Consider the following 21,251-nt stretch of genomic DNA (forward strand, 5'->3'; position numbering starts at 1 on the left):
TAAAATATTTAATATGAAAAAGATACATTTTTTACTTATTGCTGTTTCTCTTGGTTTAGCAGCATGTACTTCGTTAGAAGAAGATCCTCAATCCTTTATTTCACCCGGTCAGTTTTACAAAACCTCCGGTGATGCTGTTGCAGCGGTCAATTCAATTTATTTCCACTTAAATCAAAACGATATTGTGGGACAGCCAATATATAACTCACTGTACAACACCGGAATGGATTTTATGACGGATGATCTTAGTGCCGGACCAGGCTCTCCAAACCCGGATGTGAGATCCCTTTCTGCCTTAACACATTCTTCTACTTTACTTCGTGGAAAAGAAAGCTGGCAGCAGCACTATTCTGCTATAAACAAAGCCAATGTTGCTATTGAAAGAATTCCGGGAATTACAATGGATGAAAAATTGAAAAGCAGGTTATTAGGTGAAGCCAAATTCCTGCGCGCCTTGTATTATTTTGATTTAGTGAGGCAATTTGGAGGTGTGCCTCTATTATTGACCGATCAGACCCAGCTTTCAATTGAACAGCTTCAGGTACCAAGAAATACTGCAGATGAAATTTATACACAGATAATTACAGACTTAAAAGAATCGGTAAACTCGTTTAAGGCTGGAGGAACCGGAGAACCTGGACGCGCAACTGAAGGTGCTGCCAAATCATTATTATCAAAAGTATACCTTACCAAACGTGATTGGGCAAATGCCATAACTACAGCAGAAGAAGTAATTAATGGAACTTATGGCTATGGATTGCTGGATGATTATGCACAGGTATTTTTGCCGGCGTACAAAAACAGCAAAGAACATATCTTTTCGGTTCAGTTTAATGCAGCTGCCAATATAACCAATGCGGTAACTGCTCGTGATATCGCAACCGGAATACCCGGCTTAAAAGGTTCTTACGGAGATCAATTGACTTTTTATACCAAAGGAACAGATAAATATTTCAGCATTTACAAATTATACACGCCTAAAGATAAAAGACGTAATGTAAGTTTTGTAACCAAATACAAAAGTCCAACCAATGGAAAGTGGTACGGAAACCTGCACGATAGTAAAGTTCCGGGTGATTCAATCCCTTACATCAACAAATATTGGGATCCCAATTATGCAAGCACCGGAAAATCTGAAGCTAATGCCAATATATTACGTTTCGCCGAAGTATTGTTAATCCATTCAGAAGCTGAAAATGAATTAAACGGCCCAACCGAAAAAGCCTATACTTCGCTTAATAAAGTACGAAAAAGAGCTGGTTTGGACGATCTTGTGACTGGTCTGACAAAAGATGAGTTTCGGGAAGCAGTTTACCTCGACAGAAGGCTGGAACTTGTTGGGGAATATCAAAGATATTTTGACCTCATCCGTCAAACGGGAGCTGAAGTTACAGGCGTTGGACCTGAAGGACGTGGCACATTGCTTAAAAATCTTCAGGCTGTTGGAAAAACAAACGTAGCAGCAAGGCATTATCTATTTCCAATTCCTGAATTTGAAATTGAACGGAATAAAAAACTAAAAGGCGCCCAAAATCCTGGTTGGTAATAATAACTCTAAAAAAGATACAGATGAATATCAATAAAATTTTAATTGCAGCAGCAACTTTATTCGGGACAAATACCCTTATAGCACAGCATCAGCCTATTCAGCCCTTTCAGGGAAAGGTTGGGAAAACACTTGATGAATCAACTCAGTGGTGGCCGGAAAAAGTTAAGGCAAAAAAAGATGCTCCAAATGTATTATGGATTCTGCTTGACGATGCCGGTTTTGGTTCCTCATCAGCATTTGGCGGTTTGGTAGAGACTCCAAATTTTGAAGCTCTTGCTAATAATGGTCTGCGTTATACCAACTTTCATACAACCGGTATCTGCAGCCCAACACGAGCCGCTTTATTAACCGGACGAAACCATCACAAAGTAGCTATGGGACATCATGCCGAATTAGGAATCGGAGAACCGGGTTACTTAGGTGAAATTCCGTTGGAAGCCGGAACTGTAGCCGAAATTTTTCGTGAAAATGGCTACAATACCTTTGCACTTGGCAAATGGCACGGTATCCAGCCGGCACAGCAAAGCCTTAATGGTCCGTTTAACCGATACCCAACCGGACGCGGATTTGAACAATTTTACGGATTCTACGGCGGAGCAACAGACCAATGGCATCCACAGCTTAGCGATGGGATCAATGAGATTAATATTGAACCGAATACCAAACATTTGAATGAATTATTGGCTGATAAAGCCATTTCATACATAGCCAACCAAAAGTCAACAGATCCTGAAAAACCGTTTTTTGTGTATTACGCAACTGGGGCAACACATTCTCCTCACCATGTTGCCAAAGAGTGGAGCGATAAGTATAAAGGTAAATTCGATAAAGGCTGGGACTGGTACCGTCAGGAAGTATTTAAACGCCAAACAGTTTTGGGATTACTGCAGAAAGGAACTGTTTTACCTCCTCGTCAGGCAGGCGTACAGGACTGGAATAGCCTGTCTGCTGATGAAAAGAAAGTATATGCCCGTTTCATGGAAAATTATGCGGGTTTTCTTGCTTACACCGATCACGAAATTGGACGCGTAGTTGACTTTTTAAAACGTTCAGACTTATTGGATAATACGCTGATTTTTTTAATAATTGGTGATAACGGAGGCAGTAAAGAAGGAACTTACAGCGGCTCTCTGGGCATAGGAGAACGCAATACTGCCGGCAGCAATGTGCCATTTTTACTGGAAAATTTAGACAAAATCGGAACAGAGAAATCAAATCCGAATTATCCGCTGGGATGGTCTCAGGCTTGTAATACGCCTTTCCGTTACTGGAAAAGTGATGCCAACAGCGAGGGAGCGACACACAATCCGTTGATCGTGCACTGGCCAAACGGAATAAAAGAAAAAGGTGGTATCCGTACCCAATACAGTCATGTTTCGGATATTTTGCCTACAACGGTTGAACTTGCAAAAGTGAGCGTTCCTGAAATCATTAATGGATATCCGCAATGGCCAATTCAGGGAACCAGTTTTGCATTTTCTTTCAACGACGGAAAGGCGCCAACACGTCATCATGTACAATATTATGAACTTCACGGAGGCCGTTCGATTTACAAAGACGGCTGGAAAGCAAGCGTATATCATCCGCGAAATTATTCCGGTGACACAGCAAGCACAGATCCGAATTTCAACCCACGCCCTTTCAGTCAGGACAAATGGGAACTTTACAACCTGAACGAAGACTGGAATGAAATCAATGATCTTGCTTCAAAAAATCCGGAAAAGCTGAAAGAACTTCAGGATTTGTTTGACAGCGAAGCCAAAAACAATAACGTCTATCCTTTACACAGTTATCAGGAAGGATTGGCAAAACCTGTAATCAAGCCAAAAACCGTAATTCTAGAAGGAGTATCACAAAAAATTCAGGTGAATATTGGAAAAGGAGCTGTAACCATTACTGCCAGTATAGAAACTTCAAACAAAACGGATGAAGGCGTAATATTTGCAAACGGAGGTCTGTTGGGTGGTTCAAGCTTATACATCAAAGACGGAAAATTACAATACATCCTTAACAATGGACTGGAAGAAAAAATCCTAACAGCATCAAAACCAATTAATATTGGAAAAAACACCATCAAACTGGAATATACCGATTCTAAAAGCATCATATTATTTCTAAATGGTGAAAAAGTAGCTGAAGAAACAAATATAAATCGTGGAAAATACCTCAACAGTATCTCTAGCGAAGGAATTAGCGTGGGTAAAGATTTAAATTCTCCGGTAACCAAATCCTATCCGTGGCCATTTGCATTTAAAGGAAAAGTAACGAAAATTGTGATTGAGCAAAGTGTACAATAGTGAATTGTAAATAACCCGTTGGATGTAATTGTTAAAAACGTCAGTTCGAGTGTTTTTTGTGCAGAGAAGCGGAATAAAAAATGTATCGAGAACCGTTTTTAATGATAATTTTTCTGTTCTCGATACAATTTTCTATCGAAAATCACTCGAACTGACGAAAAATGATCATAAAAAACTAATTACAGTCAACAAGTTAAATCTAAGAAAGTATGAAATCAAAATATTCATTCATTACAGTTTTGCTGTTATATGTGATTACAACAATTGGTCAGAACAAACCGGAAGCTGATTTTTTTAATGGCAGTCAATTGTTTTCAACAGTACAAAAATTTGTTTCTCTTGGCGAACACCGTACAGGAACACCAACCGATCTGGCTACTTCAGATTGGTTGGGTAAAGAACTCGCTTCTTATGGATACGATGTAAAGCATCTGTATTTTCCAATCAGGCAATTCTTTCCGGAAAAAGTATCCCTGTCAAACGGAAAGGAAACCATAAAAGCCTTTCCGTTATGGTGGGTAAATGAACACGCTAACCATAATGTAACCGGTACTTTGGTGAATGTAAATAAAGCTAAAGCGCTTGACAAAAGTAATATCGCATTAATTCACCTTCCAATCAAACAAAAAGTCAATTCTAAAATTTATATTGATTCGATTATTAATCTGGGAGTTAAGGGCATAGTTGCGATTACCGACAATCAGTCGGGCGAAATTGAAGCCTATAACACCTACAAAGATCAACAGCCATGGAAAGTGCCGATTATCTTAATTGCGCCTAAAGACAGTGCTAAAGTACAGGCGTTTGTAAAAAATGGCAAACCGGTTACACTGGCAATTAATGGCACTTTTAAAGATGTTAAAGGCCGTAATGTTTATGGTACAATTGGTAATGGTAGTGAGTATATCGTTATTTCAACACCAATCAGCGGCTGGTTTACCTGTGGCGGAGAACGTGGCTCGGGTATCGCTATCTGGCTGTCACTGGCCAAATGGGCAGCTTCCCAAAAATCGAAATATACCTTTGTATTTACGGGCAATTCAGGTCATGAACATGCTTTTAAGGGTGCGCATGAATTTTTGGAACTAAATGCACCGCCAGTAGATAAAACGCATCTTTGGATTCACTTTGGTGCGGGTGCAGCCACCTTAGAATATAAAAATACTGCGACAGGATTAGTCAAACAAAACAATGCTGACCCAAAACGGAGATTTTTCTATAATGATCCTGTAAAAAAATCATTCGATACTTCATTTTCAGGAATTAACGCGGTATACGTTTTAGCAAATGAAAATCCGGGTGGAGAACTTATTTATGTTGCAAAAAAAGGCTACAAACGATTTGCAGGTGTATCCTATGCTCATCCCTTTTTTCATGTAAATACAGATGATGCCAATACCACTTCTCCGGAAATTCTGGAAGAAACTGCAAAGGCTTTTAGAGATTTTATCAAAGAGGATATTAAATAGTAAAATATGAATACATCATCCAATTCTTCACGACGATCGTTTCTAAAAATGGCCGGATTAGCAGCTACTTTACCCATGGTTTCTTCAGCTATGCCCATTTTGCCTGATTCCCATCCGGAGTCAACTTTCGGAAATAAGCTGTTGGTCGCTGAGATTAAAGTCTATAAAGTAAAAGTGAATCAAAGAGGAAGCTGGTATTTCATTGAATTGATTACAGATAAAGGTTTATCCGGATTTGGTGAAGCGTCGCATGCTTTTGGAAATTCCAGTGAAGGAGAAAAAGACCTGCATGCAGCACTATCCTATTTTTTTGAACTTGTCAAAAACCAATCGCCGTTCAACATTGAACAATTCAGGCAACGTAGTTGGAATAGAGCAATTCAGTCCAAAATTTCCGGCACAGCATTTAGTGGCATTGAACAGGCGCTATGGGATTTAAAAGGCAAAGCCCTTGGAGTTCCGGTATATGAATTGCTTGGAGGTAAACTGAGAGACACAGTTAAAGTTTATGCCAATATAAACCGTGCCAACAACGATAAAGAAAATAGCGGACACCGATCAGTAGCTAACTTTCAGCGAAACGCCGAAGAAGCCATCAAAAATGGATTCAAGGCAGTTAAACTAGCTCCTTTCGATGAAATGGCTCCGTTAACTTCTTCCCCTTCAAAGTTGAAAGCTGATATTGATTATGCTGTGAATTGTATCCAAACCATTCGCCAGACAATTGGTAGTGATATTGAATTGCTTATTGATGTTCATAGTCATTTAAACCGTGATTTAGCCATCGAAACAGCCAAGCGGCTTGAACAATATAACCTTTACTGGTTTGAAGAGCCTGTAAATCCGGAAAAATTTGTTCAGGAAACAAAAGAAATCAAAGACAATATCAAGCAAAATCTGGCTGGAGGTGAGGCAATTTTTGGGGTCGAAGGTTTTGCCCCTTTGCTAAAATCAAATGCATTGAGCATCATTATGCCGGATGTAAAACATTGCGGCGGCTTACAGGAGTTGAAAAACATTGCAGTTATAGCTAATGCTTTGGGCAGCGTACGTGTTGCACCACATAACCCAAGCGGACCGGTTGCAACAGCAGTTTCAGCACATTTGTGCGCGAATATTCTAAATTTTGCCATTCTCGAACTGGCTTATGGCGAAGTGCCATGGCGTGCAGAACTGCTTAACCCTCCGGAACAGTTTGTAAACGGTAATATTGTCATAAATGACGATCCTGGTTTTGGCTTTACACTGAATAAAAAATTGATTGCCACTTTGATTTAAAACATCAAAGAGTAATAAAATAACATTTAAAAAAATTACAATGAATAAAACAATTTTCAAAACCGGAATGTTGCTTTTAGCATCTTCTGTATTGATGACTGCTTATGGACAACAGCCCGGACAATTAACTTCTGATAAAGAATTTAAAGGAAAAATAGGCAGAACTGTTGCTGAATCACAAGAGTACCATCCCGAAAAGAAAAAAGCACCCGCAGGAGCACCAAACGTAATTGTGTTCCTGATTGATGATGCCGGATACGGAACTTCAAGTGCTTTTGGAGGTCTGATGGAAACTCCGGTATTAGACAGTTTAGCGAATAACGGAATCCGTTATACCAATTTTCATTCAACGGGTGTATGTTCCCCTACCCGAGCGGCATTGCTAACGGGTCGAAATCACCATTCGGTACACATGGGAACATTGAACTACAGTTCCAGCGGATTTCCGGGTTATGATGCCATCATGCCTGGCGACAAGGCAACAATTGCGGAAGTATTACATGAAAATAATTACAACTCCTTTGCTGTAGGTAAATATCACGTGGCTCCTCTTGATGAAATTACGGCAAACGGTCCTTTTGACAGATGGGCTGTGGGTCGTGGTTTTGATCATTTTTATGGTTTTCAGCTAGGGCATACAGATCAGTATCATCCTAACTTATATGAAGATCGTAAAGTGATTGATATTGAACCCAACAACAAACATTTAACTACATTATTGGCCGACAAAGCCATCAGTTATATTTCGAATCAGAAATCGATAGCACCGGAAAAACCGTTTTTCCTTTATTTTGCTACCGGAGCGATTCACTCTCCGCATCAGGTAGACAAAAAATGGAGCGACTTATACAAAGGCAAATTTGACAAAGGCTGGGACTGGTATCGTGAAGAAGTATTTGCCCGCCAAAAAAAACTAGGCGTGATTCCTGCTAATGCAGTATTGCCAGATCGTGATCCTACTGTAAAAGCATGGGACAGCTTAACGCCTGAGCAGAAAAAAGTATACGCCCGTTTTATGGAAGTATACGCCGGATTTTTAACCCATGCTGATTATGAATTTGGTCGAATTGTTAACTATCTGAAAGAAATTGGACAATCAGATAATACCGTTATTCTGGTAAGTATTGGAGATAACGGATCCAGTCACAGCCCTGCAAATGGATCTTTTAATGGGTATATCAGCAGTCTGGATGAAGACAAACAAATAGCTGAACTTTATAAAAATATAGATAAAATCGGAACAGAACATTCTTTTCAGGATGCTCCTTCGGGATGGACACAGGCTACCAACACACCTTTCCGGTTATGGAAAGCCGATCCTAACAGTGAAGGCGGAACGCACCAGCCTCTTATTGTAAATTACCCAAATGGCGGGTTTAAAAAAGGAGCTATTCACAATCAATATGGCCACGTAATTGATATTGCCCCTACTATTTATGAACTAACAGGCGCAAAAGTACCCGAAGTAATAAAAGGCTACAAACAACAGCCAATTGAAGGTATCAGTCTGGTTTATTCATTTAAAAATGCAGAAGCACCCAGCCGTCACACTGTTCAGTATTATGAACTTTTTGGAAAACGTGCTATTGTTAAAGACGGCTGGAAAGCTTCGGTTTTTCACAAATCAGGAACCGATTTTTCTAAAGATGTATGGGAACTGTATAATCTGAATGAAGATTTTAACGAACGTATCGATTTGGCTAAAAAATTTCCGGAAAAGGTAAAAGAATTACAGGCTTTATTTGATGCTGAAGCTATTAAATATAACGTATATCCATTGGCTGATCACGCATTAGGGCACAGTGCCGGCGGTAGAGAACGCAGTCCGTTTGGATTGAAAAATAAAGTGGTTTTATATCCCGGAATTGATCAGTTCCTTACTTACAGCGGACCGCAATTTCAGAACGATCCATTCTCCATCACTGCCGATATAGAACTAAAATCAAAAACCGAACAAGGTGTTCTTTTTGCTACCGGTTCTGAATTTGACGGTTTAAGTTTATTCATCAAAGATGGAAAATTCATTGTTGCCCACAACTCGGGAAGCATAATCAAACATTTAGAATCGAATATTCCGGTTCCTGTCGGAAAATCAAAACTAAGATTTGAATTCAATTATATTACACCTATTAAAGGCAATAAAGACCGAAATCTTCCTGCCGGAACTGAGTCCATTTACATCAATGGTACAAAAGTGGCCGAAAGACCAATTGTGGCATCCGAAGGCAGAATTGGGATTTATAAAGACGGTATTGATGTAGGTGCAGACCGCAACTCCCCTGTTTCAGATAAGTACAAAGTTCCGTTTAATTTCACAGGAAAACTGAATAACATTACGATAGAATACAAATAATAAATCAACACAACAGCGATTAATTTAAGACGAATTAGTCGATTTGTGTTTAAAAAAGAAGTTGAAACTGTTTTAAAATCAAGTTATGATATTAAATTAACACTTTAAAACAGCTAATAAATTAAACAACTATTCATTAAAATGTCTAAAAAAACTAAACAATTTAACCTTCATGAAGACTGGACAGTCGTACTATTAGGATTTGTAATAATCGGAATTTCGTTATTTATATTTCTTCCCGAAGTTCCGGTATTCAAATGGTCCAATGGAATCGATTTACTGAATGATGTACTCGCTGTAGGAAATCTGAAAATCCTGATAATCCAATTTATTTATCTGATTATTATTGGCGGTATCGCTGCATATTTAATCGGTAAATCAGTAAAAAACTTTTTATTGGGTTATCCAATCGTATATCTGCTGACAGTTTTAGCATTAATTATTGCCGGAAATACATTCATAAAAGGGCTTAATTTAGAAGCGGTAATTTTTAGTCTGATCATTGGTCTGACTATCGGTAATTTTTTCAAACTTCCGGAATGGTTCCGTTCAGCCCTTTCAACGGAAGTTTTTGTGAAAATAGGTTTGGTTTTATTGGGAACGGGTGTAATTTTTTCAGATATTTTAAAAGCAGGTTCTTTAGGTCTGATTCAGGCATTAATTGTGGTTTTATCAGTTTGGTATTTTGCTTTCTGGCTTTGTAAAAAATTAAAAGTTGATGATGAACTCACCATGATGATTTCGAGTGCGGTTTCCATTTGCGGAGTTTCGGCAGCTATTGCAACTTCGGGAGCAATTAAAGGCGATTCAAAAAAACTGTCTTATGTAATTTCGATGGTATTAGTAACCGCCATTCCGATGATGATTTTCATGCCCATAATTGCAAAATATTTTAATTTTCCTGAAGAAGTAACCGGAGCCTGGCTTGGAGGAAGCATCGATACATCCGGAGCTGTTGTAGCATCGGGAACACTGGTTGGAGAAACAGCTTTAAAAATCAGTACGATTGTCAAATTCTCTCAAAATGTTTTATTGGGACTGGCTGCTTTCGCCATCTCAGTTTACTGGACGTATACTCATAATAAATCTGCAGAAGCTGTTGCCTCAAAACCTACATTAGGCGTGATTTGGGAACGTTTTCCAAAGTTTGTACTTGGATTTATTGGAGCTTCAATAGTCTTTTCATTTCTAATTTCTTCTGAAACAAGAGATACTGTAAAAGACGGTCTGAAAAATATTCAGGGAATCTGGTTTGCCCTCGCTTTTACCAGTATTGGTCTTGAAACCAACTTTAAGGATTTATTCAGTAACAACAGCAAAAAGCCTTTATATGCTTTTTTGATCGCGCAATTTTTTAATATCATTATCACGCTGATTATTGCTTTTTTGTTGTTTGGATAATATTTTAGAATGAAACTGAGCTTCATTTTATAATTATTAGAAGTTGAAAACTTAAGAAAAAGAGTGTGAAATACTTAAAAACGGTATTTTACACTCTTTTTTTATTTCATATCAAAACAGAAACACTAAATCATAAAAATTTAAAAATCAATAGATTACAAACACAAATTAACAAATCACAGAGAATTCCTTCCCTATTGCTTTCAAAAAAAATAAAAAAACTTTTGGATATTATTATATTAAATTTAACTTTGTCTATAGGATTAGTAGGATTTAAAATCATATTAAAAATAAAAACATCTTATTTTGAAAACAACAGTCAACAACACAAATTACATTCTTCCTAAAAACTACATCTATAACACGTTTGGTTATATGTGCAGCTGTTGTTAAATCTTCACTATTTTTCGTTCAGGCGATTCACTATTAAATCAATCTTAAAACGAACCTGTAAAATCATCACATGCTTCTTATTGTTAATACCACACTCATTATAGCCTATTCTGCAAAAGAAAGCATGTTCAATTATATCCAAAAATTAAAAGAAAAACAAATTTAAAACTAAAAGAAAAAATGAAGAAAATGTACAGTAACTGCTAAAAAACAAAATATTTCTGCGGCAACGGAAATAATAAAGTTTAAAGAAAATTTATCGCTAAATCAAAGGAACAACAGAGAGTTTAAACAAACTTTCAGGGCTTCTTTTATAATTACCAAAACTATATTACGTAATGAAAAATAATATAAACATCCTTTTATGGATTAGTATTTTATTGATTTCAACGGGAATTAATGCCCAAAATACACAAGCTACAATTAACTCTACACTCAACGGAACTGTTATTGATCAGGTTACCAATCAGCCAATTCCGGGAGTTAACATTCAGATTAAAGGTACCACCCACTCTGCTGTAACAGATTTAGATGGAAAGTTCTACTTCCAGACAGGTCAAAAGTTTCCATACATATTAATTGTAAGTTACATTGGATATGTTACAGCTGAAATAACAGCCAATACTGATTTTGTTCAGATTTCTTTAAAAGAAGACCGAAAAGAACTGGACGAACTTGTAATCATCGGATACGGAAGCACTACCAAAAAGGATTATACAGGTGCCGCTGAAACCGTTTCTTCTACAGCATTAAAAGCAACCCAGCGAACACTCGAAAGTTCACTTCAGGGATCTGTAGCTGGGGTAAATGTAACCCAGACTTCAGGTCAGCCTGGTGCAGGATTAAGTATCCGAATCCGCGGAGGAAGTTCGATTCAGGGAGGAAATGAGCCGCTTTATGTAGTGGACGGTTTTCCGCTTTACAATTCCGATTTCACAGCGGGAGTGCTGAGCGGTACGCCAACCAATCCTTTATCTTCTATAAATCCTGCAGATATTGAATCGATTACCGTTTTAAAAGATGCTTCATCTACAGCAATCTACGGATCAAGAGGTGCAAATGGAGTTGTGATTATTACCACTAAAAAAGGATCTGCAAGTGCCATGACCGTAAATTATGATTTCACGATTGGACAGCAGGAAGTCCGCAATAAAGTGGATGTTCTGGATGCAAAAGGTTTTGCCCGGCTTAGAAATGCAGCACTTTACGATACAAATCCGGCTTTAGGACCAAACCAATATTTAACCGATGCACAAATTGCCGCATTAGGTAAAGGTGTTGACTGGCAGGAAGAAGCTTTTCAAAAAGGACTTGTACAAAATCATCAGTTAAGTGTTTCGGGGGGTAACAATCAAACGAAATATGCCGTTTCCGGAAATTATTACAATCAGGAAGGAATTATTAAAAACACCGGTTTTGAAAGACTAAGCGGAAGAGTCAATTTGACTTCCAAAATAAGCAGTAAAGCAAGATTTGGTTTGAATCTTACCATTGCAGAAACAAAATCAAAAGTTGCTCCGGCAGGTTTGATCACTTCTCTACTGAGCATGCCTCCTACTGCGACTATTTATGAGTCGGACGGGAGCTACACTTTGCGTAATCCTTTTGAAAACATATTTGCAAACCCGATTGCAACCTTAAACGAACGTAAAAACGAGGCAATTACAGATCGTATCCTCGGAACGATTTATGGGGAATATGATATTTTGAAAAATTTAGTTTTTAAAGTATCTTTTGGAACAGATTTAATTTTCAACAAAGAGAAAAGTTACCTCCCATCTTCTATTTATGAAGGTTTGATTACGAACGGAGAAGGTAGAATTGGTACAGCGGATTCCAGAACATGGCTGAATGAAAATACCCTTACCTACTCTAAAGTTTTTGCAGAAAAACACAGTCTGAATGTTCTGGCCGGTTATACACAGCAAAATTCTACAAGGGAATTTGTTACGGCAGGATCGCAGCAGTTTGTAAACGATGTAACCTATTATTACAGCCTTCAAAGCGGGAATGTAGCGTTAATGCCTACTTCGGGAGAAAGTACCTGGGCTTTGAATTCATACCTATCAAGGGTAAATTACAATTACGATTCAAAATATTTCTTAACAGCAAGTTTAAGAGCCGATGGTTCTTCCAGATTCGGAAAAAACAACAAATGGGGTTACTTTCCTTCTTTTGCTGCAGCATGGCAAATTAGCAATGAAGACTTTTTTGCTCCTGTAAAAGATGTCATCAACAGCTTAAAGATCAGAACCAGTTACGGTGCTACAGGAAATCAGGAAATTGGAGAATACCAGTCGCTTGCAACATTAAGCAGCGTAAAATACCTTTTTGGAGACCAGATTTATACTGGTTTTACACCAACCAGAATCTCAAATGACGATTTAGGATGGGAACTGACCAACCAGTTTGATGCAGGTGTTGACGTAGGTTTCTTCAACGATAAATTAAACCTGACTGTTGATGTTTACCGCAAAACTACCAAAGATTTATTATTGGCAGTTCAGATTCCGTACACGACCGGATTTACATCTTCCCTTCAAAACTTTGGTACCGTACAAAATCAGGGAATTGAGTTAGGAATCAATACAGCGCTTGGAAATACAGCCTTTTCATGGACTTCAAATTTTAATATTTCATTCAACAGCAATAAAATTATAGCTTTAGGAAATGATGCTGAATTCTACACTTTCGGAAATTATATCCTGAGAAAAGGAGAATCATTAGGTACTTTTTACGGTGCTGTAACCGACGGAATATTGCAGACAGCTGATATTGCTACAAAAGGGGTATTTACAGGAAATGCAACTCCTAAAGCAGGAGACCGTTTATACAAAGATATTAATGGAGACGGTGCTTTTACAACCGCTGCAGACAGAACCAGCATTGGCGATGCTCAGCCTGATTTTATATTTGGCTTCACAAACAATTTTACTTACAGAGGTTTTGAATTATCAGCGCTTATCAATGGATCTGTTGGAAATAAAATCCTGAACGGAAATGCACAGGCCTTAGAATTATACAACGGTCAGCAAAATGCTTCTACAAGCGCTTTGGATGCCTGGACACCAACAAATCCAAGTACGACAACACCTCGTGCAAAGCTGGATCCGGCTCCCGTTTTTTCAAACCGATTTGTTGAAGACGGCTCTTTCGTGAGAATCAAGAATATCACGTTCAGTTATAATTTACCAAAGAAGATTTCGGAGAAACTGCTCCTGACTTCAGTGAAATTCAGAGTGGTTGGAGAAAACCTTTTCACTTTTACCAAATACACAGGATTCGATCCTGAGGTAACCAACGGAACCACTATTTCTCCTGGAACAGATACCGGAATTTATCCGGCATCTAAAACAATTTCAGGTGGTTTAACTGTAACATTTTAAAAAAGACAATCATGAAAAAGACAATCCTATATAGTTTATCCCTTCTTTTTATCATAAGTGCCTGCAATCCTTTGGATGAAAATCCAAAAGCTTTTATCGGTACAGGTAACTTCTACAATACAACAGAAGATGCTGATGCCGCTGTATTATCCATTTATAATGCTATCAACAGCAGTACACATACACTTTACAATCGTCTGATCCAAATTTCAACAGAAATGGCAACTGATGATTATGAAGCAGGACCAAGAGCCAGAAATGCACATGTTAGAGCTTTATCAAATTTGACTCACGATGCCTCAAATGACCGAATGCTGGAAATCTGGCGTCAAAGTTATGACGGAATAAACAGAGCGAATGTGGCCATTGATAACATTTCTAAAAACCCGAATTTAAATTCGCAAAAAGATAAAGATCTGATTAATGAAGCAAAATTTTTAAGAGCAGTTTTATATTTCAATATTGTGAGATGGTTTGGAGATGTCCCGTTGATTTTACACGAAACAAAAAGCCTGACACCGGAAGCTCTTAATGTTACCAATACCCCTGAAGCAGAAGTTTACGCTCAGATTGAAGCCGATTTACTTGATGCTGAAGCCTTGCCTGTGGTACATCCTATTAAAGGAAGAATCACTTCGGGTGCGGCAAAAAGTTTATTGTCTAAAGTATATCTGACCCAGAAAAAATGGGAAAAAGCAGCTCAAAAAAGCAAGGAAGTAATCGACAGCAAAGTGTATGATTTATTCGAAAATTTCGCTGATGTGTTTAATGTCGCTACCAAAAACGGCAAAGAACATATTTTTTCAGCACAGTTTAAAGGGCTTACCAACTGGAATGGAAATATGCTTGCCTCTACTTCTGCCCCAAATACGGTTCCGGGAATTGCAGGAGATCATGCCGATGCATTGCACACTGCAGGTGGACTTTTTAACGCTTTCGCCGAAACGGACAAACGTAAATACATCACATTTGCTGTAGAATTTGTGAGTCCGACAGATGGCAAAACCTATAAAACGATTCCGCATTTCAATAAATATTTTGATCCGGCAACTCCTGCATCTCCTGGACAGTCTTCAAAAAACACACCGATTATCAGGTTTGCAGAAATATTATTGATTTATGCTGAAGCAGAAAACGAGCTGAACGGCCCAACAACATCCGCTTTTGAAGCCATTGACCGTATTAGGGAAAGAGCCGGAATTGATTTGCTGTTGGTAACTTCCCCTTCAATCAGCAAAGACGATTTTAGGGAAGCTGTTTTTGAAGAAAGAAGAAAAGAACTGGTTTATGAATACCAGCGCTGGTTTGACCTTGCCAGAAGAGGCCCTGATTATTTTGTGGCCAAACTAAAAGCGGCCGGTAAAACCAATGCACAGCCAAAACATGTTCATTTCCCGATTCCGCAAAGAGAACTGGATCTGAATAAAAATTTGAAACAGGTTCCTGCATGGAGAGATAATGCGAATTGATATGAAAAAGACAACATCAAAAATAGTTACACTGTCATTGGCAATTACGTTGATGGCAGTGGCAAATGAAGCAAAAGCTCAGTCGGTATTTCCAACCGGAGTAACGATTTATAATCCTGCAAAAGCTTATAACAGTTATGTTTTACATTCTTCTCCGGATGAAAAATCCCATCTGATTGATATGAATGGTAATGAAGTAAAAAGCTGGCCACATATTGGTTTTCCATCAGAACTCATTGATCCGAAAAACAATAATGGAAAGAAAGGAAATATCCTGATTCAACTCGAAAACGGACCGGGAGTTTACGGCGGTATTTTTAATAATAAAATACTCGGAGAACAAGACTGGAATGGTAATACCGTATGGCAATGGGGCAAAAAAGCGCCGGGAGGTGCAGCACGCCAAAACCATGACGTACACCGACTGGCTAACGGAAACACTTTGTTAGTTGGAACAGTTGACCATATTGTAGCCGGAGTCAGTGATAAACCAATTGACGACCAGACTATTTATGAAGTAAATCCAAACGGCGATATTGTCTGGAACTGGAACGCCGGTGAACACATTGACGAATTCGGAATTTCTCCGGAAGGTCGTGAACTGCTTCGAAAAGTTTACATAAACGGAAGAAAGGGACACGGATTCCTGACTATTAACGATATGCAGCCTATTGGGCCGAATAAATGGTTCAATGCTGGCGATACGAGATTTCATCCCGATAATATTGTAATTGATTCCAGAGAAGTGAGCTTTATTGCGATTATCGAAAAAAAGACCGGAAAAATCGTCTGGCGTTTAGGTCCTGATTTTGATTTGAAAGAAAACGATCCAAAAGCATCCAACTTTGTAAATTCAGTAAATCTTCGACCAAGTCTGGCAACGAATGTTCCGCGTCCCGTGGATCGTTTTAGCGGACAGCATGATGCACATATTATTCCGGAAGGTTTGCCGGGTGCGGGAAATTTATTAGTATTTGACAATCAGGGACCTTCGGGTTATCCTCCAACTTATCTGGCATCTCAATTGGGTTCAAGAATTTTGGAAATGATCCAATTAAAAAAGAAATTGTCTGGCAATACACAGCTTTAAGTTCAAATCAGCCGGTTTGGAATTTCTACAGTTCTTTTATTTCAAGCGCCAGACGTTTACCAAACGGAAATACCTTAATTGATGAAGGCATGAACGGAAGGATTTTTCAGGTAACTCCGTCTGGAGAAATTGTATGGGAATATGTGAATCCGTTTTTTAAAGAAAGTACCTTATCCGGCACACAAACTATTAATACGAATTGGGTTTTCAGGGCACAACCCGTACCTTATGACTGGGTTCCGGAAGGTACGCCACACTCTGAAAAAGGATTACAGCCAATCGACATTTCAAAATTCAGAGTTCCACAAACAAAAAACAACTAATATAAAATTACAGTAAGATGAATCAAAAAAGAATTACAACCTTATTCTCAGCCCTGTTGATCGGAGCATTGGGATCTTATCATGGGAATGCGCAAAGCAGTTCTTCAAAACCAAACGTAATCCTGATCATGGTCGATGATATGGGTTATTCTGACTTAGGAAATTATGGGTCAGAAATAAAAACTCCAAATCTTGATAGACTGGCAACTGAAGGTACGCGCCTTCGCGAATTTTACAATAACTCCATTTGTGCACCAACCAGAGCTTCGCTTTTGACAGGTCAGTATCAGCACAAAGCTGGCGTTGGTTATTTTGATGTAAACTTAGGATTACCGGCTTACCAGGGGTATCTGAACAAAGAATCTTTGACTTTGGGAGAAGTTTTCCGTTCAGGCGGTTACAGCACTTTAATGTCCGGAAAATGGCACGTAGGTTCTGAAGACAAAGCACAATGGCCAAATCAGAGAGGTTTCGACAAATTTTACGGAATTTTAAAAGGTGCTGCGAATTATTTTAATACAGACGGGTTGCCTTTCGGTAAAAGCCCGTATCCGGTTGCACTAATCCGTAATAATGAAGAACTGCATCCTAAAGCGGATTCGTATTATTTTACAGATGAAATCGGGAACAATGCCGTACAATTTTTGGATGAGCAAAACAAAGAAAACAAACCGTTCTTTTTATACATTGCTTTTACTGCTCCTCACTGGCCATTGCAGGCAAAACCGGTTGACATAGCCAAATACAGAGGGAAATTTGATGAAGGCTGGGATGTTTTAAGAGAAAAAAGAATCAAAAAACTGAAAGAAAACGGCATTTTATTAGCCGATCAGACGATCGCTCCAAGAGATCCTGAAGTACCGGAATGGAACAAATTAACCTACGACGAAAAACAATTCTGGAAAGCCAAAATGGAAGTTTACGCTGCAATGGTAGACAACATGGATCAGAATGTTGGAAAAGTTTTAGACAAATTAAAAGCCCTGAAAAAAGACAAGAACACACTGATTGTTTTCATTTCTGACAATGGTGCGCAGGGCGGATTCAATACTTACAATCCCTTAAGAAGAGGATTGGTGAAAAATGACGGACCAATTGGAACTTCTGGTTCTTTCGATTATCAGGAGCAAAACTGGGCGTATTTATCCAACACTCCATTGCAGGATTATAAAAATAATATGCACGAAGGTGGTTTCAGTTCGCCTTTCATTGCATGGTATCCTTCCAAAATCAAAGCAGGAAGAATTGATAAAGGAACAGGTCATTTAATTGACCTTGCCCCTACTTTTTATGATTTAGCAGGAATTCAATATCCAAAAGAATTGAATGGTGTAACGTCAAATCCATTACCTGGAAAAAGTTTATTACCGGTCTTAATTGATGGTGCTTCAGAAGTTAACAGAGGCGCTCCGATATTCTGGGAAAGAGCCGGAAACAGAGCAGTTAGGGATGGAAAATGGAAACTTGTTTCTATTTATCCTTCTTACCAATGGGAACTTTACAACTTAGAAACAGACCGAGGCGAAACTAAAGATGTAGCACAACAAAACCCTGGTGTTGTAAACGAGCTTTCTGCAAAATATTTTGACTGGGCTGATAAAACCGGAGTTGTTGAATACAGCAAATTCAAACAAAAGAATGAATTGATTCCGGGTGCAGCTGCTAAAAAGTAATTTTTTAACCTTATCATTTGCTTTTTCACAGAGCTTAAAATTTTTTAAAGACAGAAAAGTAAGTATAAAAGAACATCTTATACTCATTTTTCTGTCTTTTTTTATTTTAAAAAACAAAACACAAAATTCTAAAAATCAAACAATTAAAACAAAAATATATTTTACAATCCACCCATACTTCCTATCCTTTCAAAATAAAATTTAAAAAAAATTTGGTTTTCATTATATTAAATTTAACTTTGTCTATAGAATTAGTAGAGTTTAAAATAAAAACAACTATATTTTGAAAACAACAGAAAGCATATCTTACATTCTTCCTAAAAAACACACCTATAGCACCTTTTGTTATATGTGTATGTGTTGTTAAACTCTCCACCATTTTCGTTTTGCAAAAGATTTGTAATTAGAAAATCCAAATTGAAACGAATTTTCATAAACCAAAGATTTCTCATTGAATACTATATAATCTTTTAGATGTTTTTTACATCCAAAGGGTTACACTATTGCAATAAAACCAAAAAACAACCAAATATGAACTCATTTTATCAGGAAATAGCCAATCAGCATCAGAACTTACTGATTCTGCCTCCAAAAAAATTAATACATCATTTTATTGATGAGTTGTTTTGTGTCTTGTTTTCAACGACCTCAAAATCGTTGGGAAATATAACTATCATTGAAGGAAAATTTACTGAACTTGAAATTCAGTTCAATGAATTGGTATTGGATTTTGCTCCTGAAAGCGAAGAAAGTCAGTGGCAAACCAAAACGTTTTTTGAAGCATTGCCGGGTTTGCATAAAAAAGTAATAGACGATGCCAGAACTATTTTTGCTAAAGATCCTGCTGCCAAAACTCTGGAGGAGGTTTTATATTCTTACCCTGTTTTTTTTGCCATTGCAATTTATCGCTTTTCACATCAGCTTTGGGAGCAGGATTTAAAGCTTCTGGCACGAACCATCTCAGAATATGCACATATCAAGACCAGTATCGAAATTCATCCCGGAGCTCAGATTGGAGACGACTTTGCCATAGACCACGGCACTGGAATTGTGATTGGCGAAACAGCTGTAATCGGAAATAATGTTCAAATCTATCAGGGCGTTACGCTGGGCGCTTTGAGCGTAAAAAAAGAAGAAGCTTTCATCAAAAGACATCCCACAATTGAAGACAATGTAGTTATTTATGCCAACAGTACTATTCTTGGAGGACAGACAACCGTAGGAAGGGATTCCATCATTGGAGGAAATGTCTGGCTTACGTATACGGTTCCGTCAAACTCGGTGGTATATCATAAAAATGAGATGAAAGTAAAAGATAACAACCCCTTCCCGGAACCCATTTTTTATTCAATATAGAAATTTTTAAACCATATAAGCGATGTAAGTTCATTTAAAGTAATGTGTGAATTTAAAAAGTTTGTTTCACACAGATTTTAAAAGATTTAAGCAGATATACACAGATTACTTTCATTAATGGATTATTTAAAATTAAATCTGCCAAAATCTGCAGAATCTGCGTGAAAAAAATTAACAGATCGGCAGAATAAAACTAAAATGAACTTACCACTTATATGGTGAACAAAACCAAAAACAGCATTATGAAATACCAAAATATATTAGAAACTATAGGGAATACACCACACGTAAGGCTCAACAAGCTTTTCAAAAATCATCAGGTTTGGATTAAGCTTGAAAAAACAAATCCGGGTTCGAGCATCAAAGACCGAATCGCGCTGGCTATGATTGAAGATGCAGAGAAAAAAGGACTTTTAAATCCTGATTCTGTAATTATTGAGCCAACTTCGGGGAATACCGGAATTGGACTGGCATTGGTTGGAGCTGTAAAAGGATACAAAGTCATTTTGGTAATGCCGGAATCTATGAGTCTCGAACGAAGAAAAATCATGAATGCCTACGGTGCCGAATTCGTTTTGACACCAAGAGAAAAAGGAACTTCCGGAGCTGTCGAAAAAGCGCATGAACTGGCTGCCGCAACTCCCAATTCGTTCATCCCATTGCAATTTAATAACCCTGCAAATGTTGAAATTCATGAAAGAACAACCGCTCAGGAAATCATTAAAGATTTTCCCGATGGAATTGACTATCTGATCACCGGAGTTGGAACCGGCGGACATATTACAGGAGTTTCCAAAATTTTAAAACAGCATTTTCCAAATTTAAAAACTTATGCCGTCGAACCTGCTTTATCCCCTGTTTTAAGTGGTGGACAGCCCTCCCCTCATCCCTTACAGGGAATTGGTGCAGGATTTATTCCTCAGGTTTTTAACAGCAGATATATTGATGAAGTTATTACTGTCGAAAAAGATGCAGCCTTTAATTATGCGAAAAAAATAACCCGTGATGAAGGAATTTTTGCCGGCATATCAACTGGGGCAGTACTTTCAGCAGTTGCCCATAAACTAAAGGACATTCCTGAAAATGCCGTGGTCCTGACTTTTAACTACGACACAGGCGAAAGGTATTTATCTATTGAACAACTCTATTAAAATCAGAATATTAACGATAAATCAATTGAATTAAAATTTAGCAAATAAACAAATCAATTAACC

The 21,251-nt window shown here is 38.0% G+C and carries 13 protein-coding genes; all 13 read left to right on the forward strand.

The features are described from left to right. The first annotated feature begins 13 nt into the window (after positions 1 to 13). Entirely contained in the window at positions 14 to 1,546 is a 1,533-nt protein-coding gene (locus tag GXM16_RS17375; RefSeq protein WP_163395765.1) for a RagB/SusD family nutrient uptake outer membrane protein, read from the forward strand. Positions 1,547 to 1,569: 23 nt separating this feature from the next. Beyond that, complete coding sequence (locus GXM16_RS17380; protein WP_163395766.1) at positions 1,570 to 3,846, forward strand: sulfatase-like hydrolase/transferase; 2,277 nt, start codon at positions 1,570 to 1,572, stop codon at positions 3,844 to 3,846. Positions 3,847 to 4,055: 209 nt separating this feature from the next. Further along, on the forward strand, positions 4,056 to 5,315 hold the full coding sequence (locus GXM16_RS17385; protein WP_163395767.1) for a hypothetical protein: 1,260 nt from the start codon (positions 4,056 to 4,058) through the stop codon (positions 5,313 to 5,315). Positions 5,316 to 5,321: 6 nt separating this feature from the next. Next, positions 5,322 to 6,593, forward strand: a complete 1,272-nt coding sequence (locus GXM16_RS17390) for a mandelate racemase/muconate lactonizing enzyme family protein (RefSeq protein ID WP_163395768.1) — start codon at positions 5,322 to 5,324, stop codon at positions 6,591 to 6,593. A gap of 40 nt (positions 6,594 to 6,633) precedes the next feature. After that, positions 6,634 to 8,946 (forward strand): arylsulfatase, encoded by a 2,313-nt coding sequence (locus tag GXM16_RS17395; RefSeq protein WP_163395769.1) that lies wholly within the window; start codon positions 6,634 to 6,636, stop codon positions 8,944 to 8,946. A gap of 141 nt (positions 8,947 to 9,087) precedes the next feature. Next, positions 9,088 to 10,347 (forward strand): YeiH family protein, encoded by a 1,260-nt coding sequence (locus GXM16_RS17400; protein ID WP_163395770.1) that lies wholly within the window; start codon positions 9,088 to 9,090, stop codon positions 10,345 to 10,347. Positions 10,348 to 11,078: 731 nt separating this feature from the next. After that, positions 11,079 to 14,126: a SusC/RagA family TonB-linked outer membrane protein gene (locus GXM16_RS17405; RefSeq protein ID WP_163395771.1), complete on the forward strand. Its 3,048-nt coding sequence runs from the start codon at positions 11,079 to 11,081 to the stop codon at positions 14,124 to 14,126. Between the two features lie 11 nt (positions 14,127 to 14,137). Next, positions 14,138 to 15,595 carry a RagB/SusD family nutrient uptake outer membrane protein gene (locus GXM16_RS17410; protein ID WP_163395772.1) on the forward strand — a complete coding sequence of 486 codons (1,458 nt, stop codon included), beginning with the start codon at positions 14,138 to 14,140 and terminating at the stop codon, positions 15,593 to 15,595. 1 nt (position 15,596) lies between these two features. After that, positions 15,597 to 16,685, forward strand: coding sequence for an aryl-sulfate sulfotransferase (locus GXM16_RS17415; protein ID WP_208797396.1), 1,089 nt, complete (start codon positions 15,597 to 15,599; stop codon positions 16,683 to 16,685). An 89-nt stretch (positions 16,686 to 16,774) separates the two neighbouring features. Beyond that, on the forward strand, positions 16,775 to 17,008 hold the full coding sequence (locus tag GXM16_RS22740) for a hypothetical protein (protein WP_208797397.1): 234 nt from the start codon (positions 16,775 to 16,777) through the stop codon (positions 17,006 to 17,008). Between the two features lie 17 nt (positions 17,009 to 17,025). Continuing rightward, positions 17,026 to 18,681, forward strand: coding sequence for an arylsulfatase (locus GXM16_RS17420; RefSeq protein WP_163395773.1), 1,656 nt, complete (start codon positions 17,026 to 17,028; stop codon positions 18,679 to 18,681). A 531-nt stretch (positions 18,682 to 19,212) separates the two neighbouring features. Further along, the gene (epsC, locus tag GXM16_RS17425; RefSeq protein WP_163395774.1) at positions 19,213 to 20,037 is read left to right on the forward strand and encodes a serine O-acetyltransferase EpsC; all 825 of its coding nucleotides are present in this window, start codon (positions 19,213 to 19,215) and stop codon (positions 20,035 to 20,037) included. A 242-nt stretch (positions 20,038 to 20,279) separates the two neighbouring features. Continuing rightward, a complete protein-coding gene (gene cysK, locus GXM16_RS17430) occupies positions 20,280 to 21,188 on the forward strand; it encodes a cysteine synthase A (protein WP_163395775.1) in 909 nt (302 codons plus the stop codon). Positions 21,189 to 21,251 lie beyond the last annotated feature (63 nt).

Source organism: Flavobacterium limi (assembly GCF_010645075.1).
In the GTDB taxonomy this organism is placed as follows: Bacteria; Bacteroidota; Bacteroidia; order Flavobacteriales; family Flavobacteriaceae; genus Flavobacterium; species Flavobacterium limi.